The sequence below is a fragment of the Marinomonas sp. TI.3.20 genome (genome assembly GCF_038155025.1).
Lineage (GTDB): Bacteria > Pseudomonadota > Gammaproteobacteria > Pseudomonadales > Marinomonadaceae > Marinomonas > Marinomonas flavescens.
The window spans coordinates 81,369-98,228 of sequence record NZ_JBAKAS010000009.1 but is presented as its reverse complement, the minus strand read 5'-3'; the positions used below and the strand labels follow the sequence as shown (position 1 = coordinate 98,228).

Here is a 16,860-nt window from a genome sequence, read left to right as displayed (position 1 = left end):
ACAAACAAGAATACGAATGAAGAAAATCATAGGGCTCTATTTCAACATTAAAGCCTGTACCTGGGTCAAACCCTGAAATTGCATTAGATTAGACTTTCTACATAGGTCCCGTTGTTAACACTAGAGGATTTAATCAATGACTATAATTACAAAATATCGAGTAAAAATATAGTAGGCATCTTGATAGGGCGATTTTAAGTAAGAAGTAATCTTCTTTATATAATTTTAAGGCAGTGAATGAATTATTTTGCACATCTTCATATCGCTTATGAGACCAAGACCTCTTGGGCTGGTAATTTATTGGGAGATTTCCCCGTAACTGTGAGTGAACTTCCTCCCGATTTACATCGAGGTTGGCAACTGCACCAAAAAGTAGACGTAATGGTTGATGAACATGAGGCAAGCGTTGCTTATCGTTCGGTTGAACGTCGTGGTCGGCGACGCTTTGCTGGGATTGTGCAGGACATTGTCATGGATTATTGGTTGATTCAGTACTGGTCACGCTTTTCTTTAATGAGCTTGGATGATTTTTGCCAAGCAGCGGTCGCTGGATTGGCTAAAGACGCAAATCGATGCCCTAATCGGTTGCGTGAAATGATTCATTCTTTGCAACAAGATAATTGGTTGTCGGAGCTAGGGACTGAGCAAGGGGTAAGCAACGCGATTCACTCTATTATGCGCCGCTGGCGTCATGGCGCCTATTTACAGCCTTTTTTAGATGAACTGCCGGAAGTGATACAGCAGGGTGAGGCGGTGTTTTTGGCTTTATATCCTGAGCTTTTAGAATATGTTGGAAAGGAAACAAAAAAAGCCGAGACTCGTTAAAGTCTCAGCCAATGGGCCGAAGCCCAATCGAGAGATCATCCTTAAGACATTTAACCGTACCCAGGGTGGTATGGCTAAATATTGAGGATGAGATGATTGTATCGTGAGGATAAATTAGCGTTTTGACTCACATCACGAAAATGATCAACAACGATGTTTTTTACGAATATATTTGCTTTGTCACTTAGTGGTATTTTATGAATGTTTGTAGGTAAGTTGTGGTAGAATTCGCAACCGAAAAATACATGGCGATTAGAGAGGTAATTAGGGGTGAGCGTTCAGTGGTATCCAGGACACATGAACAAGGCGCGTCGAGAAATCGAAGAAGTCATGACGCAAGTCGATATTGTTATCGAAGTGTTGGATGCGCGCATTCCAGACTCTAGTCAAAACCCAATGTTGAATACATTGCGTGGTGATGTACCGGTCTTGCGCTTGTTGAATAAGAAAGACTTAGCAGACTCCGAGCGAGTATCGCTGTGGCTAGATCATTGGCGTGGTAATGAAACGGTAATGGCGCATCCTTTCTCGACACAAGACAAAGCCGATGTAGCTAAAATCAGCCAATGGGTTAGTCAGATGGTGCCTCATAGAGGCACAGCAGAAAAACCGATTCGTGCGATGATTGCGGGTATTCCGAATGTCGGGAAATCCAGTTTAATGAACGCCTTGTTAGGTCGACGAGTGGCGAAAGTGGGCGATGAGCCTGCTGTTACCAAATCTCAGCAAAAACTTAAAGTGACCAATGGCTTTCAATTGTTAGATACCCCTGGGATTTTATGGCCTAAAATTGAAAATCCTGATGCCAGTTATCGTTTAGCGGTGACGGGAGCGGTGAGAGCCACGGCGATTAATTACGAAGATGTTGCGGTAGTGGGTTTGAAGTTCTTTATTTCAGATTATGCGGATTCATTAAAAACACGCTATAAACTAAAAGAATTGTCTGTAGATCCTGTTGAAGTGCTAAAAGTGATTGGTTCGAAGCGTGGCGCATTGCGTGCTGGTGGAAAAATCGATATGCACAAAGCCGCTGAGGTTTTTTTACATGATGTTCGTACTGGTGCAATTGGCCCTTATGTCATGGAAACGCCAGCTATGATTGCTCATGAAGAGCTGTTGGTGGAAGAGGCTAAAGCGAAAAAAGAAGCGGATAGACAAGCAAGGTTGACCGCGGCCATTCCGCAGCGCCAACAAGAGAAAAATAGAAAGTACCGTGACGAGCAGGCAAAACAAGCACATGCTAAGTCTAATAATGAGAATAATTGAGGTTCAAAGTCATGGATTATGAAATTGCCTTTGATCAGGAAGAAGGCCAATACCGTATTAATGCCGATTATGAATTTGCCGCTATTGCTGATTGGGTAACGCAGTTTGTTGTCGATAAAGAAAACATTCAGCGAGTATTATTAGCCGCACGCTTGGCTGAGTATGAAAAAGAAACGACTAAGTTTCAGCATGGCCCATTTGACGTTGTCATCAGTGAAGAAGGCGTAATGGTCTCTCGTCAAGTTGATATGAGTTCTGCTGAAGATGAAATAAAAGCGATGTTTGATTCGCAAGATAGTTTCTATCGACCTTCTACTGATGGTGTTCAAGCTGAGTGTGGTTTGGAAGATTTGGTGGATATGGTTGAAAACTGGCACGATGTGCTTCAGTAGTTGTTCCTTATGCTGGCTGGGTTTACACTAGCATCAGATTTATTTTTTTACGTTTTTAGGGAGCCGATATGCTCATCGAATTGGAAAAAGCCCGTAATCGAAACAATGTAGTTCGCATTTTTCGTGAAGAATTGGACGGCCCAGATAGTTGGACTGATGGCTTTGTTGTAGATGCCAATGAAGAAATGGTTTTACTCCAGTTAGTTGATGACAGTGTGCGACTAAATGGCTACCAAGTTTTATTTTTGGAAGACATTAGTGACTTTGTTCATCCGGCTCCTTTTAATGATTTTCAAAAGCGCGTTCTTGAACTTCGAGAAGAAAAAGTGGTTGACCCAGAAGTTGACCTTGAAGATCTTGCTGTATTACTGACGGATATCAGTGAAGAATATGGCTTAGTGACATTACACCGAGAAGAGATAGAAGAAGACAGTTGTGAGATTGGTCGAATCGTTCGTGCTGATGCGGTGACGTATGAGCTTGAAGAAATTGGATCAGATGCTCGCTGGTTTGATGGCACTTATGAATACGATTTATATGACATCACACGCATTGAGTTTGGTGGCGCCTATGAAGAATCATTATTATTAGCTAATGATGATATGGGCGATGATGCTTATGAATTGGATGATGAATACGAAGAAGACGGCTTGCTCGTCGAAGAGGAATAATCTCCTTATTTTTCAAACTAGTATTTAAAGCGCCCTCTAAGTGGGCGCTTTTTTATGTCTTGAGTTATTTGATTCACAAAATATGTTCAAATTTCAGTCGTAAAGAAATAGTAAGTACTCCCTCTATTGCGTTATCTTATTAGCCTATAAAACCCCCATCTAGGAAATTGTTATGCGAAGAGCGTTGATTGTTATTCTTTCAATACTGTTTATTACTGGTTGTGCTGTCTTTGCTTCTAATAGTTTGAACCAGAAGTATGGTGTTGAAAAAACAGTTAATCGTGAAGCTGACACGTCAAAGGAAGACGCTGAATTTTATAATGATAAAGTTCGACCGATTTTAGACAATCGATGCGTTTCTTGTCATGCCTGTTACGATGCGCCTTGTCAGCTTAAGCTGACTGGCTCTGAAGGCATTAATCGAGGAGGCTCTAAAGCGCTTGTTTATGATGGAACGCGCTTATTAGCCGCAGAGCCAACACGTCTATATATTGATGCGCATACTCCAGAAGAGTGGCGCAAGAAGGGGTTTTACCCAGCGCTTAATGAGCGAGGTCAAAGCCCAGTCGCTAATCTAGATGGTAGTTTACTATATCGAGCTATTGCTCTGCGGGAAAAACAAGGGAGTTTTAATAAACCGGTATTGTCGGAAGATTATGATTTTTCTTTGTCTAGGAATCAACAGTGCCCAAGCATTGAAGAATACGCTTCATTTGAGCAAAAATACCCGAAATGGGGAATGCCCTACGGATTGCCAGCGTTAAGTTCAGCCGAATTTAATGTGTTGACTCAATGGTTGGCGAAGGGGGGTAAAATGCCGAAAGAAAAACCTTTGTCAGCTAACATGCAAAAACTTGTGGCTTTGTGGGAAGTGCGTTTAAACGAAAAAAATCCTAACGATCTAAAGGGGCGTTTGGTGTCTCGCTATATTTATGAGCATTTGTTTCTGTACAGCTTGTATCTTGGTGAAGGCAATGATCAGCGCTTTAGGTTGGTTCGTTCTAAAACACCACCAGGTCAACCTATTGATCGTATTGCAACACGTCGACCTTATGATTCACCGGGCGTTAAGCGTGTGTATTATCGGTTGTGGCAAGATCCTGAAGTAGTTGTTCAAAAAAATCACATACCTTTCCAGTTGGATGAATCTGTCTACAAACGTTGGTATTCGTATTTTTATGCTGCGGACTATAAGGTAACAAAAGACCCAGGTTACGACCCTGAAGTGGCAAGTAATCCTTTTCGAACTTTTCAGCAAATTCCAACAAATGCACGCTATCGCTTCTTGCTAGATCATGCCCAAAATACCATTATGTCTTTTATTAAAGGGCCTGTGTGCCGAGGGCAAGTTGCCGTTAACGTGATCAATGAGGATTTTTGGGTTTATTTTGTTAACCCTTCGGTTGAATACAACGAAAAAACGGCTCGCTTTCTTGAGACTCAAGTTCAGCATTTAGACTTACCTGCTAGCAGCTCAAGTAATGCGTTACCACTGAGTTCATGGGTGCGTTTTTCGGAGCAGCAAAAAGCGTACCTTTCTGCTAAAGCCAACTTAATTAAAAAGGAAGTGGATAAGAAACATCCTCTTGATGTAAGCCTAATTTGGGATGGTGATGGGCACAATGAAAATGCCGCGTTAACGATTTTCAGACACTTTGATAATGCATCTGTAGTAAAGGGGTTAGTAGGGCAAAAACCTAAAACATCATGGGTAATTGACTATCCATTGCTTGAGCGTATTCACTATTTATTAGTGGCGGGTTTTGATGTTTATGGCAATGTAGGGCATCAGTTAGATACCCGTCTTTATATGGACTTTTTGCGAATGGAAGGCGAATTAAACTTCCTTTTGTTGTTGCCAAAAGCAGACAGAGAGAAAGTACGCCAGTATTGGTATCGCGATGCTAATCAAAGTATTAAAGATTATATCTTTAGCGACTTTATCAAAGTGGACGTACAGACTCAGGTTCACTATAAAACAAAAAATTATCAATCTGAGCTCTATGATCTGCTGTATAAGCATTTGGCTAAAGTGTTAGATCATAGTAGAGATTTAGATCAAAGTCGTTTGACGCATAAGGAAATTTCGACATTAAAGCATTTAGAAACATTGAAAGGCGGTGGTCTTCGCTATTTGCCTGATACGGCTATTGTGTTGGTGACCCAAGGTGGCGAGCCAAAAGAAGTCATAAGTATTATCCATAATAAGGCGCATTCGAATATATCCAGTTTGTTTGATGAGGCGGCGGCTCGTTTACCAAATGAAGACAGCGTGACGCTAGTTAAGGGTGTATTGGGGGACTATCCAAATGCCTTAATAGAAGTGGATGAAAACCAGTTGAAAGCATTTTCTGACGATGTAGCAAATATGGCAACAGAGGAAGATTATTCGGATTTAATGGGGCGTTTTGGTGTTCGCCGGACCAATCCACGTTTTTGGACGGTCAGTGACGGTATTGCTAGATTAAATAAAGAGGCACGACCAAGAGCGAGCGGGATATTGGATTATAATCGTCTGGAAAATCGCTAAAACATAGGCTAGCGTATAGTTATATCGAGATATTTCGAATTTGTGCATTTACTGCAAACTCTAAACCTTGTCTATTCAATAGATTGCCCCAAATAACGGGGTATATTCTATCGAATGGACGATTTTTATGATCCCACTTTCTATTCTTGACCTTTCGCCTATCGTGCAAGGCAAAACTGTTTCTGATTCCTTTGCTCAAAGTACATTAATGGCTCAACAAGCTGAGGCCAGAGCGTATAAGCGTTTCTGGCTTGCTGAACATCATGGTATGTCTAATGTGGCGAGCTCGTCGCCTGCCGTATTGTTATCTCATATTGGAGCGGCAACTACGTCGATTCGTTTGGGTTCTGGCGGTGTGATGCTGCCAAATCACTCGCCACTGATTATCGCTGAGCAGTTTGGTACTTTGGCTGAGTTGTACCCAAACCGCATTGATTTAGGATTAGGGCGAGCACCTGGTACGGATATGCAAACCGCGAGAGCCTTGCGTCGTAATATGAATGCGGCGGTAGATCAATATCCTGATGATGTGAGAGAATTGCAGCACTTCTTAGGTAAACCTGAAGAGAATCAAAAGGTAATTGCTGTGCCGGGTCGAAATACCCATGTACCAATTTGGATGCTTGGATCCAGTCTTTATAGTGCACAAGTCGCAGCGGAGTTTGGTTTGCCTTATTCTTTCGCTTCTCATTTTGCACCCGATCAGTTAATTCAAGCATTGACCGTATATCGCAGAAATTACCGTCCAAGTGATGCTAATCCTGTTGCGCATACTATGGCAGGTGTGATGGCTGTGGTGGCTGATACCGATGAAGAGGCGGCGTACTTGTTTACCTCTGTTCAACAGCAGTTTATTAATCTGCGTCGTGGCAATAATGTTCCCTTTGCTAAGCCTGTCGAATCGATGGATGCGCTCTGGTCTGTGAGTGAGAAGCATATGATCAATCATACTTTGCAGTATGCGTTTGTTGGTTCGAAAGAGTCCGTTAAATTTAAGATGAAAAGCTTTGTTGAAAAAACAGGAATCGATGAGTTGATAGTCTCTTTTCCAATTTATGATGCAGAAAAACGCTTAAAATCGTTAGCGCTGATGGCTGAAGTCAGAGATGAGCTTGGTGCTGCTTAAATAAAGAAGAAACCACCTTGTATTAATGAGTTAGCAAGGTGGTTTCTTCTTGTGTTAATTAACGCCGTATTAGTTGATGTCGTATTAATTGATGTCGTAGTTAAGGCGCCAACCTATCTTGTTGAACGCGTTATTTATCGTTCATAAGGAGAAGGGTCTCCTTTTACTGGTTGCGTTTTGAAGCGACGATGAGACCAAAGGTACTGTTCTTTTTTGGTCGAAATAGCCTCTTCCATTAGTTGGTTGATAATCGTCGCATTGGTCACATCATTATCGGTAGGGTAGTTTTCAACTTCGACAAATCGGTAGTTATAGCCGTTTTCAGTGCGACCATAATCAAATAGTAATACCGGTGCGTTGGTCATTTTAGCGATCCGACCGATGTGAGAAATGGTGGCGCATTGTCGGCCAAAAAATGGGGCAAATACAGAGTTTTTACGTCCATAATCCTGATCAACAGCATACCAGACCGCTTTATTATTTTTCAGCGACTTTAGAACTTCTCTCATGTCGGAGCGTTCTATCATTTTGCTATAAACTTTTTTCCGTTGTTTTTCCATGACCCAATTAAACACGGCATTGTTTTGGCGTTTGTAAATAGGATGAACGTCCAAATCGAGCGTTACCAAGCTGCCGCAAAGGTCTAGCGGTGAAAAATGTCCGCTAATTAGGATGCAACCGCGACCTTTCTCAAGCGTGCGATCGATGACTTCTTTTGTATTGAATTCGACCCTAGAAGCCAGTTTCTTGGGAGATTGAAACCATGAGGTGAATGTTTCAAATAAGCCTTTTCCCGTACTGATGAAGTGTTGCTTTGTTAATTCTACTCGTTCTTCTTTGCTCATTTCTGGGTAACAAATTTCAAAATTTACATCGCAGATATGGCGTCGTCTTGGTGTGGCTTTATACAGTAGTAAGCCAAGGTATTTGCCTAGAAACTGTTGGGTATTCCAAGGCAAAAAGCTGAGTAAATAAATAATGCCCATCGCCAGCCAAGTGAGCCAGTATTTTGGGGCAAGTAGTTGTTTTAGTGTGAAATCCTTCGAGCTCTTCTTAGCCACGATATCCCTCCAGTAAGTCACGCCACTGAGCATCAGAGACTGTAAAATTAGTGTGTTTTTTGGCTTCTTTAGTAAGTGAACGCTTTAAACGGTCAATATTGCCTTGTGTCCATTTTTTGTCGACACTTCGTTGGTCGCATTTGTCAAAATCGATAATCCAGACTTTTCTGCTTCTGTCGATCATGATGTTATGGCAGTTAAGGTCAGTATGATTAATGCCGTGCTTATGGAATGCACGAATCGTCGTGCCAATACTTCTCCAATCTACAGAATCGCTGTTACCCGCTTGTAATATATCGAATAAGTCGGTGGCGTGTTCGATAGTTTGAGTAAGTAAATAAGCGCTATAGAAGCCCAGCTCTTTTTTGTAGATGCCGGCAATAGGCTGCGGCACAGGTAAGCCTAGCTCTGTCATTGTTTCAAGTAGACTTAGTTCTTTCCATGGACGAGTGCTTTCTTGGTTAGTAAATAAAAACGACTCTTTATTGAATTTTGAAACTAATCCGCCGCGCCGATAACGACGCATGACGAAGTTGCCAAACTCGCTTTTAATAAACCAAACCGCACCGCGGCCTTGGCCAGTTCCAACTAAAGCCTTCTTTTTTTGCCAATAGTCTGCCGAGAACCAGTTAGGTTCGATGGGGAGTGATGCTTTGCTAGAAAATAGCGTTGTGTTGACATCAATACGATGTGTGTCCGGCATGTTGCTCGCTTAATCATTGTGTGTTTATTGCGTCAGATAAATTTAGACACATTCAAAGCAGGCTATTCTATAATAATCGCCAATTTTAAACAGCACTTGAGGGTAAGATGATACAAGAAAGCATTCAGCAGATTGCCATAGTGCGATTATCAGCGTTGGGCGACGTTTGTCATGCGATGTCTGTGGTGACCGCAATACAAACACGCTATCCCAATGCAAAAATCACATGGATTACCGGTCCAGCCGAAGCACAACTGGTTCGTTTAATGCCGAATGTTGATGTACGTGTTTACCATAAGAGCTCTGGGTTCAAAGGTATGTTTGCGCTTGGTAAGTCGCTGAAGCACACCCAATTTGATGTGCTATTGCATATGCAATGGTCGTTAAGGGCGAGTATGTTAACTCGTGTTCTTAATGCTAAAAAACGCATAGGCTTTGCGAAATCCCATTCTCGGGAAAAGCAGCATTGGTTTGTGAATCAATTGGCGCCAGAACCAACCGGAAAGCATGTGCTAGATGCATTAATGTCACTGGCCATCGCCATTGATGTACCGGATCAGCCACCTTCGTGGAGTTTGTCTATTCCAAACAGTGACATAGTACTTCCAGATCGTTTTGTCGTTGTTAATCCTTGTGGTTCAAAAGTGACTAAAGATTGGACGTTAGAAGGTTATCGTACATTGATTCAATCCTTGATCTCTCAAGGGCTTTCAGTGGTGGTGACCGGTGGGCCGAGTGAACGTGAAATTGCGGTTTGTAATGCGGTTAGCGATGGCTTTGATGTCCTCAATTTGGTTGGTAAGACCAGTATTGCGTCATTGCTGGATGTTATCCAAAAAGCGGCGTTAATTATTAGTCCTGATACTGGACCTGCCCATATGGCGACAATCGTCAAAACGCCTGTTATTGCCTTGTTTGCTTTGTCTAATCCAAAGCGAACTGGCCCTTACAATGACCAAGAAAATATTGTCAGTGTATATCAGAAGTTGGTGGAAAAAGAAGCGGGGAAACCTTTAGAAGCACTAGCTTGGGCAACAACGGTACACCGTAAGGATGCGATGGCGCAGTTACCACAAGAAGAGGTGATGGCGAAAGTAAATAAGGTTATCCGCCAACTTGATTTGATTGTTGATTAAGCACTCTTTTTTATAAAAGAGCTTGTTCGGCCAAGCTTAAATCAAGCGTCGCTTTTAGTAATCTATAAAGGTGAATAGAAGCATCGATCTCTTCTTTTCGGTTAGTCAGGCTTTCAATATTTAAGCCCAACGGAACACCAGCAGGTAGCGCCGTTTCGATGATTAATTCCAATGCGCTACGGCAAATTTTAATAGACTCATCCAGTGGTGTGGCTGATCCAAGAATCCGGTTTTTTGTGGCAATCGGAACTGAAATTCCTAGCCACTCCATAAACTCAAGCGTTTTTGCGCTGCCACAAGGTGTGAACGTAAGAATGACTCGTTTTGGGGTAATACCTTGAAGCTTGCATGTTTGCGCATATTGACTAATTAGATCAGCGGTCGCTTGTGGGTTGTAAACGGCTTGAGATATGAAAAACTCACAACCTGCTTCGGATTTATTGATTAGGCGAAGGTGTTCGTCTTTTTTCTTGGCGTGGCGCTCGGCAATCGTAACGCCACCCAGATTAAAGTCGAGAGGCGTCTCTTCTAATGTTTTATAGGCTTGTGCTAAGGGTAATTTGATATTGCCCTCAGAAGAAGGTGAGCCGACTAGCACGATGTCTTTGATATCAAAATCGTTCCATGCTTCTTGCAGCCATTGAGTAAACTCTTCAGTAGTGCGTGATGACACTGATTTGTAAGTAATAACCGGTTTGTTGGACGCGTCTTTTAAGCGTTTCGACCAAGCGCGAGGGTCGTGAGTCTCCATAAAAGGAAAAGGACGTGGCTTGTCTATACGACTGCTTTCATCTTGGATGTCGTACACAATTAAACCGTCAACTTCTATGTTATCTAAGCGTTGTAACAGCTTTTGGCTAATTTGATCAAGTTGTTCACCCTCAATGGATGCGCGTGGTGGTGTCGTACCTATGAAGTATACGCCGCGACTAGGGTCGGTAAACTTAGTTGCTAATTCCGATTTCATGATGCCACTCTAATAGTTGATGAGACGGTCGTCTTTGACGAGGCGTTTCGTTATTCTTTATGTTATACGTATCCTAACAGTGAATAGGTTTCAAGATCATCTGTTTAGTCATGAATAAAACTGAAGATGAAGTGAGCTAGTTTGATCCACTCGTTGTTCAGGAGAAATGAGGATTTCATATGCTTGATTTAAAAGCGCTAGAAAGTGGTAAAAAGTCTGGTTTGCCGCCTGTTCATAAATGGACCCCCGATTTTTGTGGTGATATGGATATGGTGGTGAAGGCGAATGGGGATTGGATACACGATGGCGATAAGATAAAACGAGCCAACATGGTGACGATGTTTTCGCACATTCTATGGTTTGAGAACGCTGAATACTTTTTAGTAACGCCGGTAGAAAAGGTTCGTATACAAGTGGAAGATGCGCCATTTTTGGTAACTAAATGGCGCAAAATTGAGACGGAAAGCGGTCCGGCGATTGAATTTACGACGTTAACAGAAGATGTGAAAATTCTTGGCGTGGATTGTGACTTATGGATGGCTGGTAAATCTCACTCAGAGCGACCTTATATCTCGATGCGTTATGGAATGAAGGCGATGATCCATCGAAATGTATTTTATCAACTTGTCGAAGACTTAGTTCCAGTGTCGACACCTGAAGGAAAAGGCATGGGGCTGATAAGTGCTTCAAAAGCGTACTTATTAATCGCAGATGAGTAGAGAATCCTCGTGTGTGCACTCACTAGGCTGAGGTATAATGAGGCTATTCATCATGGCTTATTGGCTGTGTACTTGTTTTTAGAAAGGGGTAGGTTACTTGTTATTCACAGAATTTGGTTTTGATAATCGTATTTTAGCGTCCATCGGTCATATGGGGTTTGAGGAGGCGACGGAAATTCAGTCGCGTGCTATTCCTGAAGCTATGGCTGGACGTGACTTATTGGCGTCGTCTAAAACAGGTTCAGGGAAAACATTAGCGTATCTTTTACCTGCTTTACATCGTGTTTATAAAACACGTGCTTTGTCTAAGAGAGATACACGTGTCTTAGTATTAGTACCCACTCGAGAATTGGCTAAACAAGTTTATAGTCAGTTGCGTTTGTTGCTGGCGACTAGCCATTACACTTCTACCTTGATTCAGGGCGGAGAAAACTTCAACGACCAGCATAAGCAGTTACAGAAAAACCCACACTTTATTGTTGCTACACCAGGTCGTCTTGTCGATCATTTAAAACAGCGCAATGTATTCTTAGATGGGTTGGAATTGTTGATTTTAGACGAAGCCGATCGCATGCTAGATTTGGGTTTTGCTGAAGCGGTGCGTGCTATTAATACTGCTGCCAGTCACCGATTAAGACAAACCTTGTTTTTTTCTGCTACATTGGACAATACCGATGTTAGTGAGATTGCCAATGAGTTACTGAAAGATCCTTCTCGCGTGGCAATTGGTCAGGGATACGATGAGCATAAAGACATCGATCAGCATGTGTATTTGTGTGATCACTTAGACCATAAACAAGACATCTTAAAGCATTTGTTATTAGGGCAAACGATTAAGCAAGCGATTGTTTTTACAGCGACAAAAAATGATACTGCCCGCTTAGCAGAAATGATTGAAGGGTGGGGATTATCAACCCAAGCATTAAATGGCAACCTCTCTCAAGCGGCGCGCAATAAAGTGATGGATAGCTTTGCAAAAGGACAATTTGACGTGCTCGTGAGTACTGATATTGCCTCTAGAGGCTTGGATATCGCGAGCGTCAGTCATGTCTTTAACTTTGATTTACCGAAACAAGCGGAAGAATTTGTTCACCGTACAGGGCGTACTGGTCGAGCAGGGTTTAAAGGGGATGCTTATTCGTTGGTGGGTCCTAAAGATTGGCTTAACTTTAAAGCCATTGAAGTTTTTCTTCAGCGCAAATTTGAAAGTGATGTTATTGAAGGAATGGAACCAAAATTCAAAGGCTTAGCGCCTGCGAAAGAAGCCCATAAACTTAAGAAAGCACCAGCGGCCGATAAATCACGTAAAACAGTGAAAAAGACGTCTAGAAAGGGTGCCAGTAAAGATCGCTTTCATGATAATAAACAAGACGGCTTTGATGCCTTTAAATTGCCTGCTAAGCGCTTTATAACCCCTGTTGATCATGGTGATGAAGAATAGACAGAGTATCTGTTGTTTAATGTCAGGACTGTATTGAGAGTGTTTTTTGGATTTTATTATTTGACAGATTAGCCTAAAGCGCGTTATTGATTAGTCTTTTCTGTCGGTTGGAGATAAGCCTATTAATCGTTTACCGCCATTAAACTCATTGAAGTGTTTTGAGTCAGCTGCACGTCATGGCAGTTTTAACAAAGCCGCTCAAGAGCTATCTGTTACGCCTTCTGCGATTAGCCATCAAATTAAAGGCTTGGAAGGGTTTCTAGGGATAGAGTTATTTCGAAGGACTAAGCGGAAGGTTATTTTAACGGAAGCCGGTGAATCTTATTTAAAACCCATTAAGCGTATTTTTGAGCAGCTTGAGAGTGCGACGGTGGATCTGAAGAGTAAGCAAAAAATAGGCTCTCTTAAATTAGCGGTGGCCCCAGCTTTCTTAACGCGTTGGTTGATGCCAAGAATGGAGCGTTTCCAAGCTCGTTACCCAGATATTCAAATAGAAATAAGTGCATCTACGGGGTTAATTGATTTTTCGGCTGGTGACATTGATATGGCCGTATATTTTGGTAACGGTGATTGGAGTGATGTTGAAGCTTATTATTTATCGCCAGCGAAACTTTTCCCTGTTTGTAATCCTAAATTAATTCGGCCTGATCAGCCTATTAATGAACCTGAAGATATGCGCTTTTATCCGTTATTGCATGTTACCAAGCGTAAGGATGAATGGCATGATTGGCTATTACAAAACAGTTTAGACCCTAAAGTGTTTCGTCGTGGTTTGATGTTTTCTAGTGGCTCTTTAACGGCGGGTGCGGCGGCTCAAGGTTTGGGTATTGCGTTGGCTAATGTGGACTTAGTGATGCCTGAAATTGAAGCGGGCACACTGAAAGTTATATTTGATCAGCACTTGGTTAGTACTCGCTCTTTCTATTTAGTATACGAAAAACGCAGTACAGTGACCCCTGCTATGTCGGCATTTAAAGAGTGGATTATTGAAGAAATGGTTGGAGATTAGTATAGTCTCTTTGTGAGTATCAAGCGCAAGCAAAGAATGCTTGGGTGAAATGATTTTTTAAATTAAAGGCTTATGTTTATTTATGAGTACCGAACTAAAAGTTAATAGTTATTTTAATGATAGTGTTAAATCCATCGCGTTAGAAAATCAAGAAGGTGTTTCTACTGTTGGTGTTATGTCAGTCGGAGAATATGAGTTTGGTACGAGTCAAAGAGAGTATATGAGTGTGGTTTCTGGTCGGTTAACGGTTAAGTTACCTAATGAAGAGTCTTGGAAAACATATGAAAAAGGTGAGTCCTTCATTGTTGAAGCTAATTTGTCTTTTTCTGTGAAAGTAGAAGAAATTACCGCTTATTTATGTCGTTATGAATAATCTTAGCGTTTAGACTTTTCTTTAAAAAAGGCTGATTAATTATCAGCCTTTTTTATTGGGTTTATGTCTAGTTCGGCTGTTTAGCCGCCAACCACGTTAACCAGTAATGTTACCTTGTCTCCGGGTTGTACGTATTTTTTACCGCCAACAATAGGGTTCCATTTGCGAATGTCATTTAATGCAACTCTAAATTTATTGGCGACCATCGCTAATGAATCTCCAGGTCGAATGGTATAAACCACTTTTTTCATTACGCTTCTGTTACTACTATTTTCTTTAGGCTCTAACCATACAACCAGCTTTTTCCCCGCGTGTAGAGGATCAGCTAATCCCATATTATTCCAGCGGGCCAGCGTTTTTGAATCCGTGTCGTATTTTTTTGCGATCAACCATAAGCTATCGCCAGCGCTTACTGTGTAGTTAATCTTAATTCGATTACGACCCGGAGCGCGAGACTGCTTTGCAAGTAAGCGTTGATGGGAGCTTAGGGTGTAGCTTTCTATCTTGTTTCCAGCCACCGGAATCATCAGTTCTTGACCTACTCGAATCATGGTAGAAGACATTTTATTGACGTCTTCTAGAACGGAGGCAGTGGTGTTGTGATTTTTGGCAACGAGCAATAAATTATCACCTGGTTTAACCGAGTATCGAACCCAAGTGACGCGTTCATTACTTGGAATTTCGGCCAGTTTTTTGCGGAACAAAGCGGCTTTTTTAACAGGGATAAGCAATCTGTGTGGCCCATCTGGTGCGGTAGCCCATTGATTGAATCCTGGGTTCAGAAGGTACACTTCATCGATGCTAATGTCTGCCATGTCAGCCGCTTGAGCAAGATCCAGTTGACCGCCGATGTTTACACTTTCAAAATACGGCTTATTGGCAATAAAATGTGTTTTGTAGTGGTATTTAGCTGGGTCTTTGATGATTTTGGCCAGTGCAAGTAATTTAGGGACGTAAGCGCGTGTTTCATTAGGTAGGTCGAGAGACCAAAAGTCAGTAGGCTTACCTGCGCGTTTATTTTTTCGAATGGCTCTTAATACCGTACCTTCACCAGAGTTATAGGCAGCGAGTGCTTGCAACCAGTTGCCATCAAATAATTTATTTAAGCGAGTTAAGTAAGCAATGGCTGCTTGTGTAGAGCTAACGATATCTCGACGCCCATCGTACCACCAGTTTTGGTCTAGCCCGTACATTTGACCTGTAGATGGAATAAATTGCCAAGGTCCAGAAGCTCGTCCATGACTGTAACCAAAAGGATCAAAACCGCTTTCAACAATAGGCAGTAATGCAATTTCTGTCGGAATTCCTGCTTTTTCTAGCTGAGAAACAATGTAGTACAAGTAACGTTCGCCACGTATTGATACCCGGTTAAGGTAATCTAGATGTGAGCTGTACCAGCGCACTTGAGAAGAAAGGCGAGGCTTTTCTATATTTAAATTGAGTTTGAATCCATGGCGCATTCTAACCCATAAGTCCTTTGGCGGCTGTGGGCTTTTTGAGGCGACAGGGGAAGTACTGTTGTCTGAAGAGGTATCATCTTCATCAGGCAAAACAGGAGAGACTGTATCAATGAAGCCCGTCTGTTGAGTATCCGCTTCAACGGTATCAGAATCAGTTTCTAGTCCTGTTTTACTGTTATCGTTTTCGACATTGGATGCTGTTTGACAGCCGCTTAGAACTAGGCTTATCAACAAAACCCAAAGAAAATGCTTGATCATGGAACTCACAAAAATAATTTTAAGTGGGGATATTCTAAAGGTGTGGCCGTATAGGTCAACTAAAAGAATCCTTTGCTCTTCTTACTTGGCTAAAAGCTGAGACAGAATCATTGGCAATATTTTCACCTAGTTGAGTCGCTGCTTGTGCTACAACCCTTGGTATATGGGTTCTTAGGAAGGGATTCGTTGCTTTCTCCAGTGCTAGTAAGCTGGGCAGTGTAACCTCATTATTTTTTCTCATCTGACTGCATTCTTGTTGTGCTTTGGTCAGCTCTTTGTTGTTGCTATCGAGGTGTAGGGCAAAACGATAATTGGCGAGTGTGTATTCGTGCGTGCAGTAAACAAGCGTGTTGTCCGGTAATTTTGCAAGCTTATTCATGGCATTTAGCATTTGCTCAGGAGTGCCTTCCATGATTCGTCCGCAGCCGCCTCTAAATAAAGTATCACCACATAATAGGGCTGGTGCTGCTTGATCGCTCACATAGCAAAGGTGGTCTAGTGTATGGCCGGGTGTTTCTAATACTGAAAATTCCGTTGAAAAAACACGTACAGAGTCGCCTTCTTTTAATGGGTGTGTAACAAGTGGGACAAGGTGTTGTGGGCCATAAACCGGGCAGTGGTATTGGTCTTTAAGCTCCTGTACTCCGCCAGTATGATCACTATGATGATGAGTGATTATAATGCCTTCTAAGTTAGCACTCTGTTGATTGCCGTATTCTATTACTACCTTTGCATCACCTGGATCTACCGCCCAAAAGCGTGAACTATCTTTCTCTTTGATTATCCAGATATAATTGTCGCTGAAAGCGTGAAGTGGAATAAATGTCATAGTGCACCTATATTTTGCGTTATTAGCGAGTGTCTTTCTGTGATGTATCAATGTTAAGCGCGACGCGCTCACGCCGTTTAAGTAGAGAGTTATT

General features: G+C 42.0%; 16 protein-coding genes. 11 read left to right on the top strand and 5 right to left on the bottom strand.

Annotation, left to right across the window (positions count from 1 at the left end):
- Positions 1–237: 237 nt before the first annotated feature.
- From V6259_RS10890 to V6259_RS10865, 6 genes are all read left to right on the top strand, one after another.
- Positions 238–825 carry an acyl carrier protein phosphodiesterase gene (locus tag V6259_RS10890; RefSeq protein WP_341584529.1) on the top strand — a complete coding sequence of 196 codons (588 nt, stop codon included), beginning with the start codon at positions 238–240 and terminating at the stop codon, positions 823–825.
- A 270-nt stretch (positions 826–1,095) separates the two neighbouring features.
- The gene (gene ylqF / locus V6259_RS10885; RefSeq protein WP_133010504.1) at positions 1,096–2,091 is read left to right on the top strand and encodes a ribosome biogenesis GTPase YlqF; all 996 of its coding nucleotides are present in this window, start codon (positions 1,096–1,098) and stop codon (positions 2,089–2,091) included.
- Between the two features lie 11 nt (positions 2,092–2,102).
- Entirely contained in the window at positions 2,103–2,483 is a 381-nt protein-coding gene (locus V6259_RS10880) for a YacL family protein (protein WP_133010505.1), read from the top strand.
- A gap of 68 nt (positions 2,484–2,551) precedes the next feature.
- Positions 2,552–3,154: a hypothetical protein gene (locus V6259_RS10875; RefSeq protein WP_133010506.1), complete on the top strand. Its 603-nt coding sequence runs from the start codon at positions 2,552–2,554 to the stop codon at positions 3,152–3,154.
- Positions 3,155–3,326: 172 nt separating this feature from the next.
- A complete protein-coding gene (locus V6259_RS10870) occupies positions 3,327–5,684 on the top strand; it encodes a fatty acid cis/trans isomerase (protein WP_341584528.1) in 2,358 nt (785 codons plus the stop codon).
- A gap of 127 nt (positions 5,685–5,811) precedes the next feature.
- The gene (locus V6259_RS10865; RefSeq protein ID WP_341584527.1) at positions 5,812–6,810 is read left to right on the top strand and encodes an LLM class flavin-dependent oxidoreductase; all 999 of its coding nucleotides are present in this window, start codon (positions 5,812–5,814) and stop codon (positions 6,808–6,810) included.
- A 134-nt stretch (positions 6,811–6,944) separates the two neighbouring features.
- Here V6259_RS10865 and V6259_RS10860 read toward each other — a convergent pair whose 3' ends face one another.
- Positions 6,945–7,871, bottom strand: a complete 927-nt coding sequence (locus tag V6259_RS10860; protein ID WP_341584526.1) for an LpxL/LpxP family acyltransferase — start codon at positions 7,869–7,871, stop codon at positions 6,945–6,947.
- Positions 7,864–8,574 (bottom strand): 3-deoxy-D-manno-octulosonic acid kinase, encoded by a 711-nt coding sequence (locus V6259_RS10855; protein ID WP_133010510.1) that lies wholly within the window; start codon positions 8,572–8,574, stop codon positions 7,864–7,866. Before V6259_RS10855 ends, V6259_RS10860 begins: the two co-directional genes overlap by 8 nt.
- Positions 8,575–8,681: 107 nt before the next feature.
- Here V6259_RS10855 and V6259_RS10850 point away from each other — a divergent pair, with 107 nt between their 5' ends.
- Complete coding sequence (locus V6259_RS10850; RefSeq protein WP_341584525.1) at positions 8,682–9,710, top strand: glycosyltransferase family 9 protein; 1,029 nt, start codon at positions 8,682–8,684, stop codon at positions 9,708–9,710.
- 10 nt (positions 9,711–9,720) lie between these two features.
- Here the strand turns inward: V6259_RS10850 and V6259_RS10845 are convergent, their stop codons facing one another.
- On the bottom strand, positions 9,721–10,677 hold the full coding sequence (locus V6259_RS10845; RefSeq protein ID WP_341584524.1) for a methylenetetrahydrofolate reductase: 957 nt from the start codon (positions 10,675–10,677) through the stop codon (positions 9,721–9,723).
- Positions 10,678–10,856: 179 nt separating this feature from the next.
- Here V6259_RS10845 and V6259_RS10840 point away from each other — a divergent pair, with 179 nt between their 5' ends.
- The 4 genes from V6259_RS10840 (at position 10,857) to ppnP (ending at position 14,219) form a co-directional block, all read left to right on the top strand.
- Entirely contained in the window at positions 10,857–11,396 is a 540-nt protein-coding gene (locus V6259_RS10840) for a DUF1285 domain-containing protein (RefSeq protein WP_341584523.1), read from the top strand.
- A gap of 97 nt (positions 11,397–11,493) precedes the next feature.
- Entirely contained in the window at positions 11,494–12,837 is a 1,344-nt protein-coding gene (locus V6259_RS10835) for a DEAD/DEAH box helicase (RefSeq protein WP_341584522.1), read from the top strand.
- 100 nt (positions 12,838–12,937) lie between these two features.
- Entirely contained in the window at positions 12,938–13,846 is a 909-nt protein-coding gene (gene gcvA, locus V6259_RS10830; RefSeq protein WP_341584571.1) for a transcriptional regulator GcvA, read from the top strand.
- 82 nt (positions 13,847–13,928) lie between these two features.
- On the top strand, positions 13,929–14,219 hold the full coding sequence (ppnP, locus tag V6259_RS10825) for a pyrimidine/purine nucleoside phosphorylase (RefSeq protein WP_133010516.1): 291 nt from the start codon (positions 13,929–13,931) through the stop codon (positions 14,217–14,219).
- Between the two features lie 80 nt (positions 14,220–14,299).
- On the opposite strand, the gene V6259_RS10820 is transcribed toward ppnP, so the two are convergent.
- Positions 14,300–15,937 carry a LysM peptidoglycan-binding domain-containing protein gene (locus tag V6259_RS10820; RefSeq protein ID WP_341584521.1) on the bottom strand — a complete coding sequence of 546 codons (1,638 nt, stop codon included), beginning with the start codon at positions 15,935–15,937 and terminating at the stop codon, positions 14,300–14,302.
- 55 nt (positions 15,938–15,992) lie between these two features.
- On the bottom strand, positions 15,993–16,766 hold the full coding sequence (gene gloB, locus V6259_RS10815; RefSeq protein WP_341584520.1) for a hydroxyacylglutathione hydrolase: 774 nt from the start codon (positions 16,764–16,766) through the stop codon (positions 15,993–15,995).
- Between the last annotated feature and the right edge of the window lie 94 nt (positions 16,767–16,860).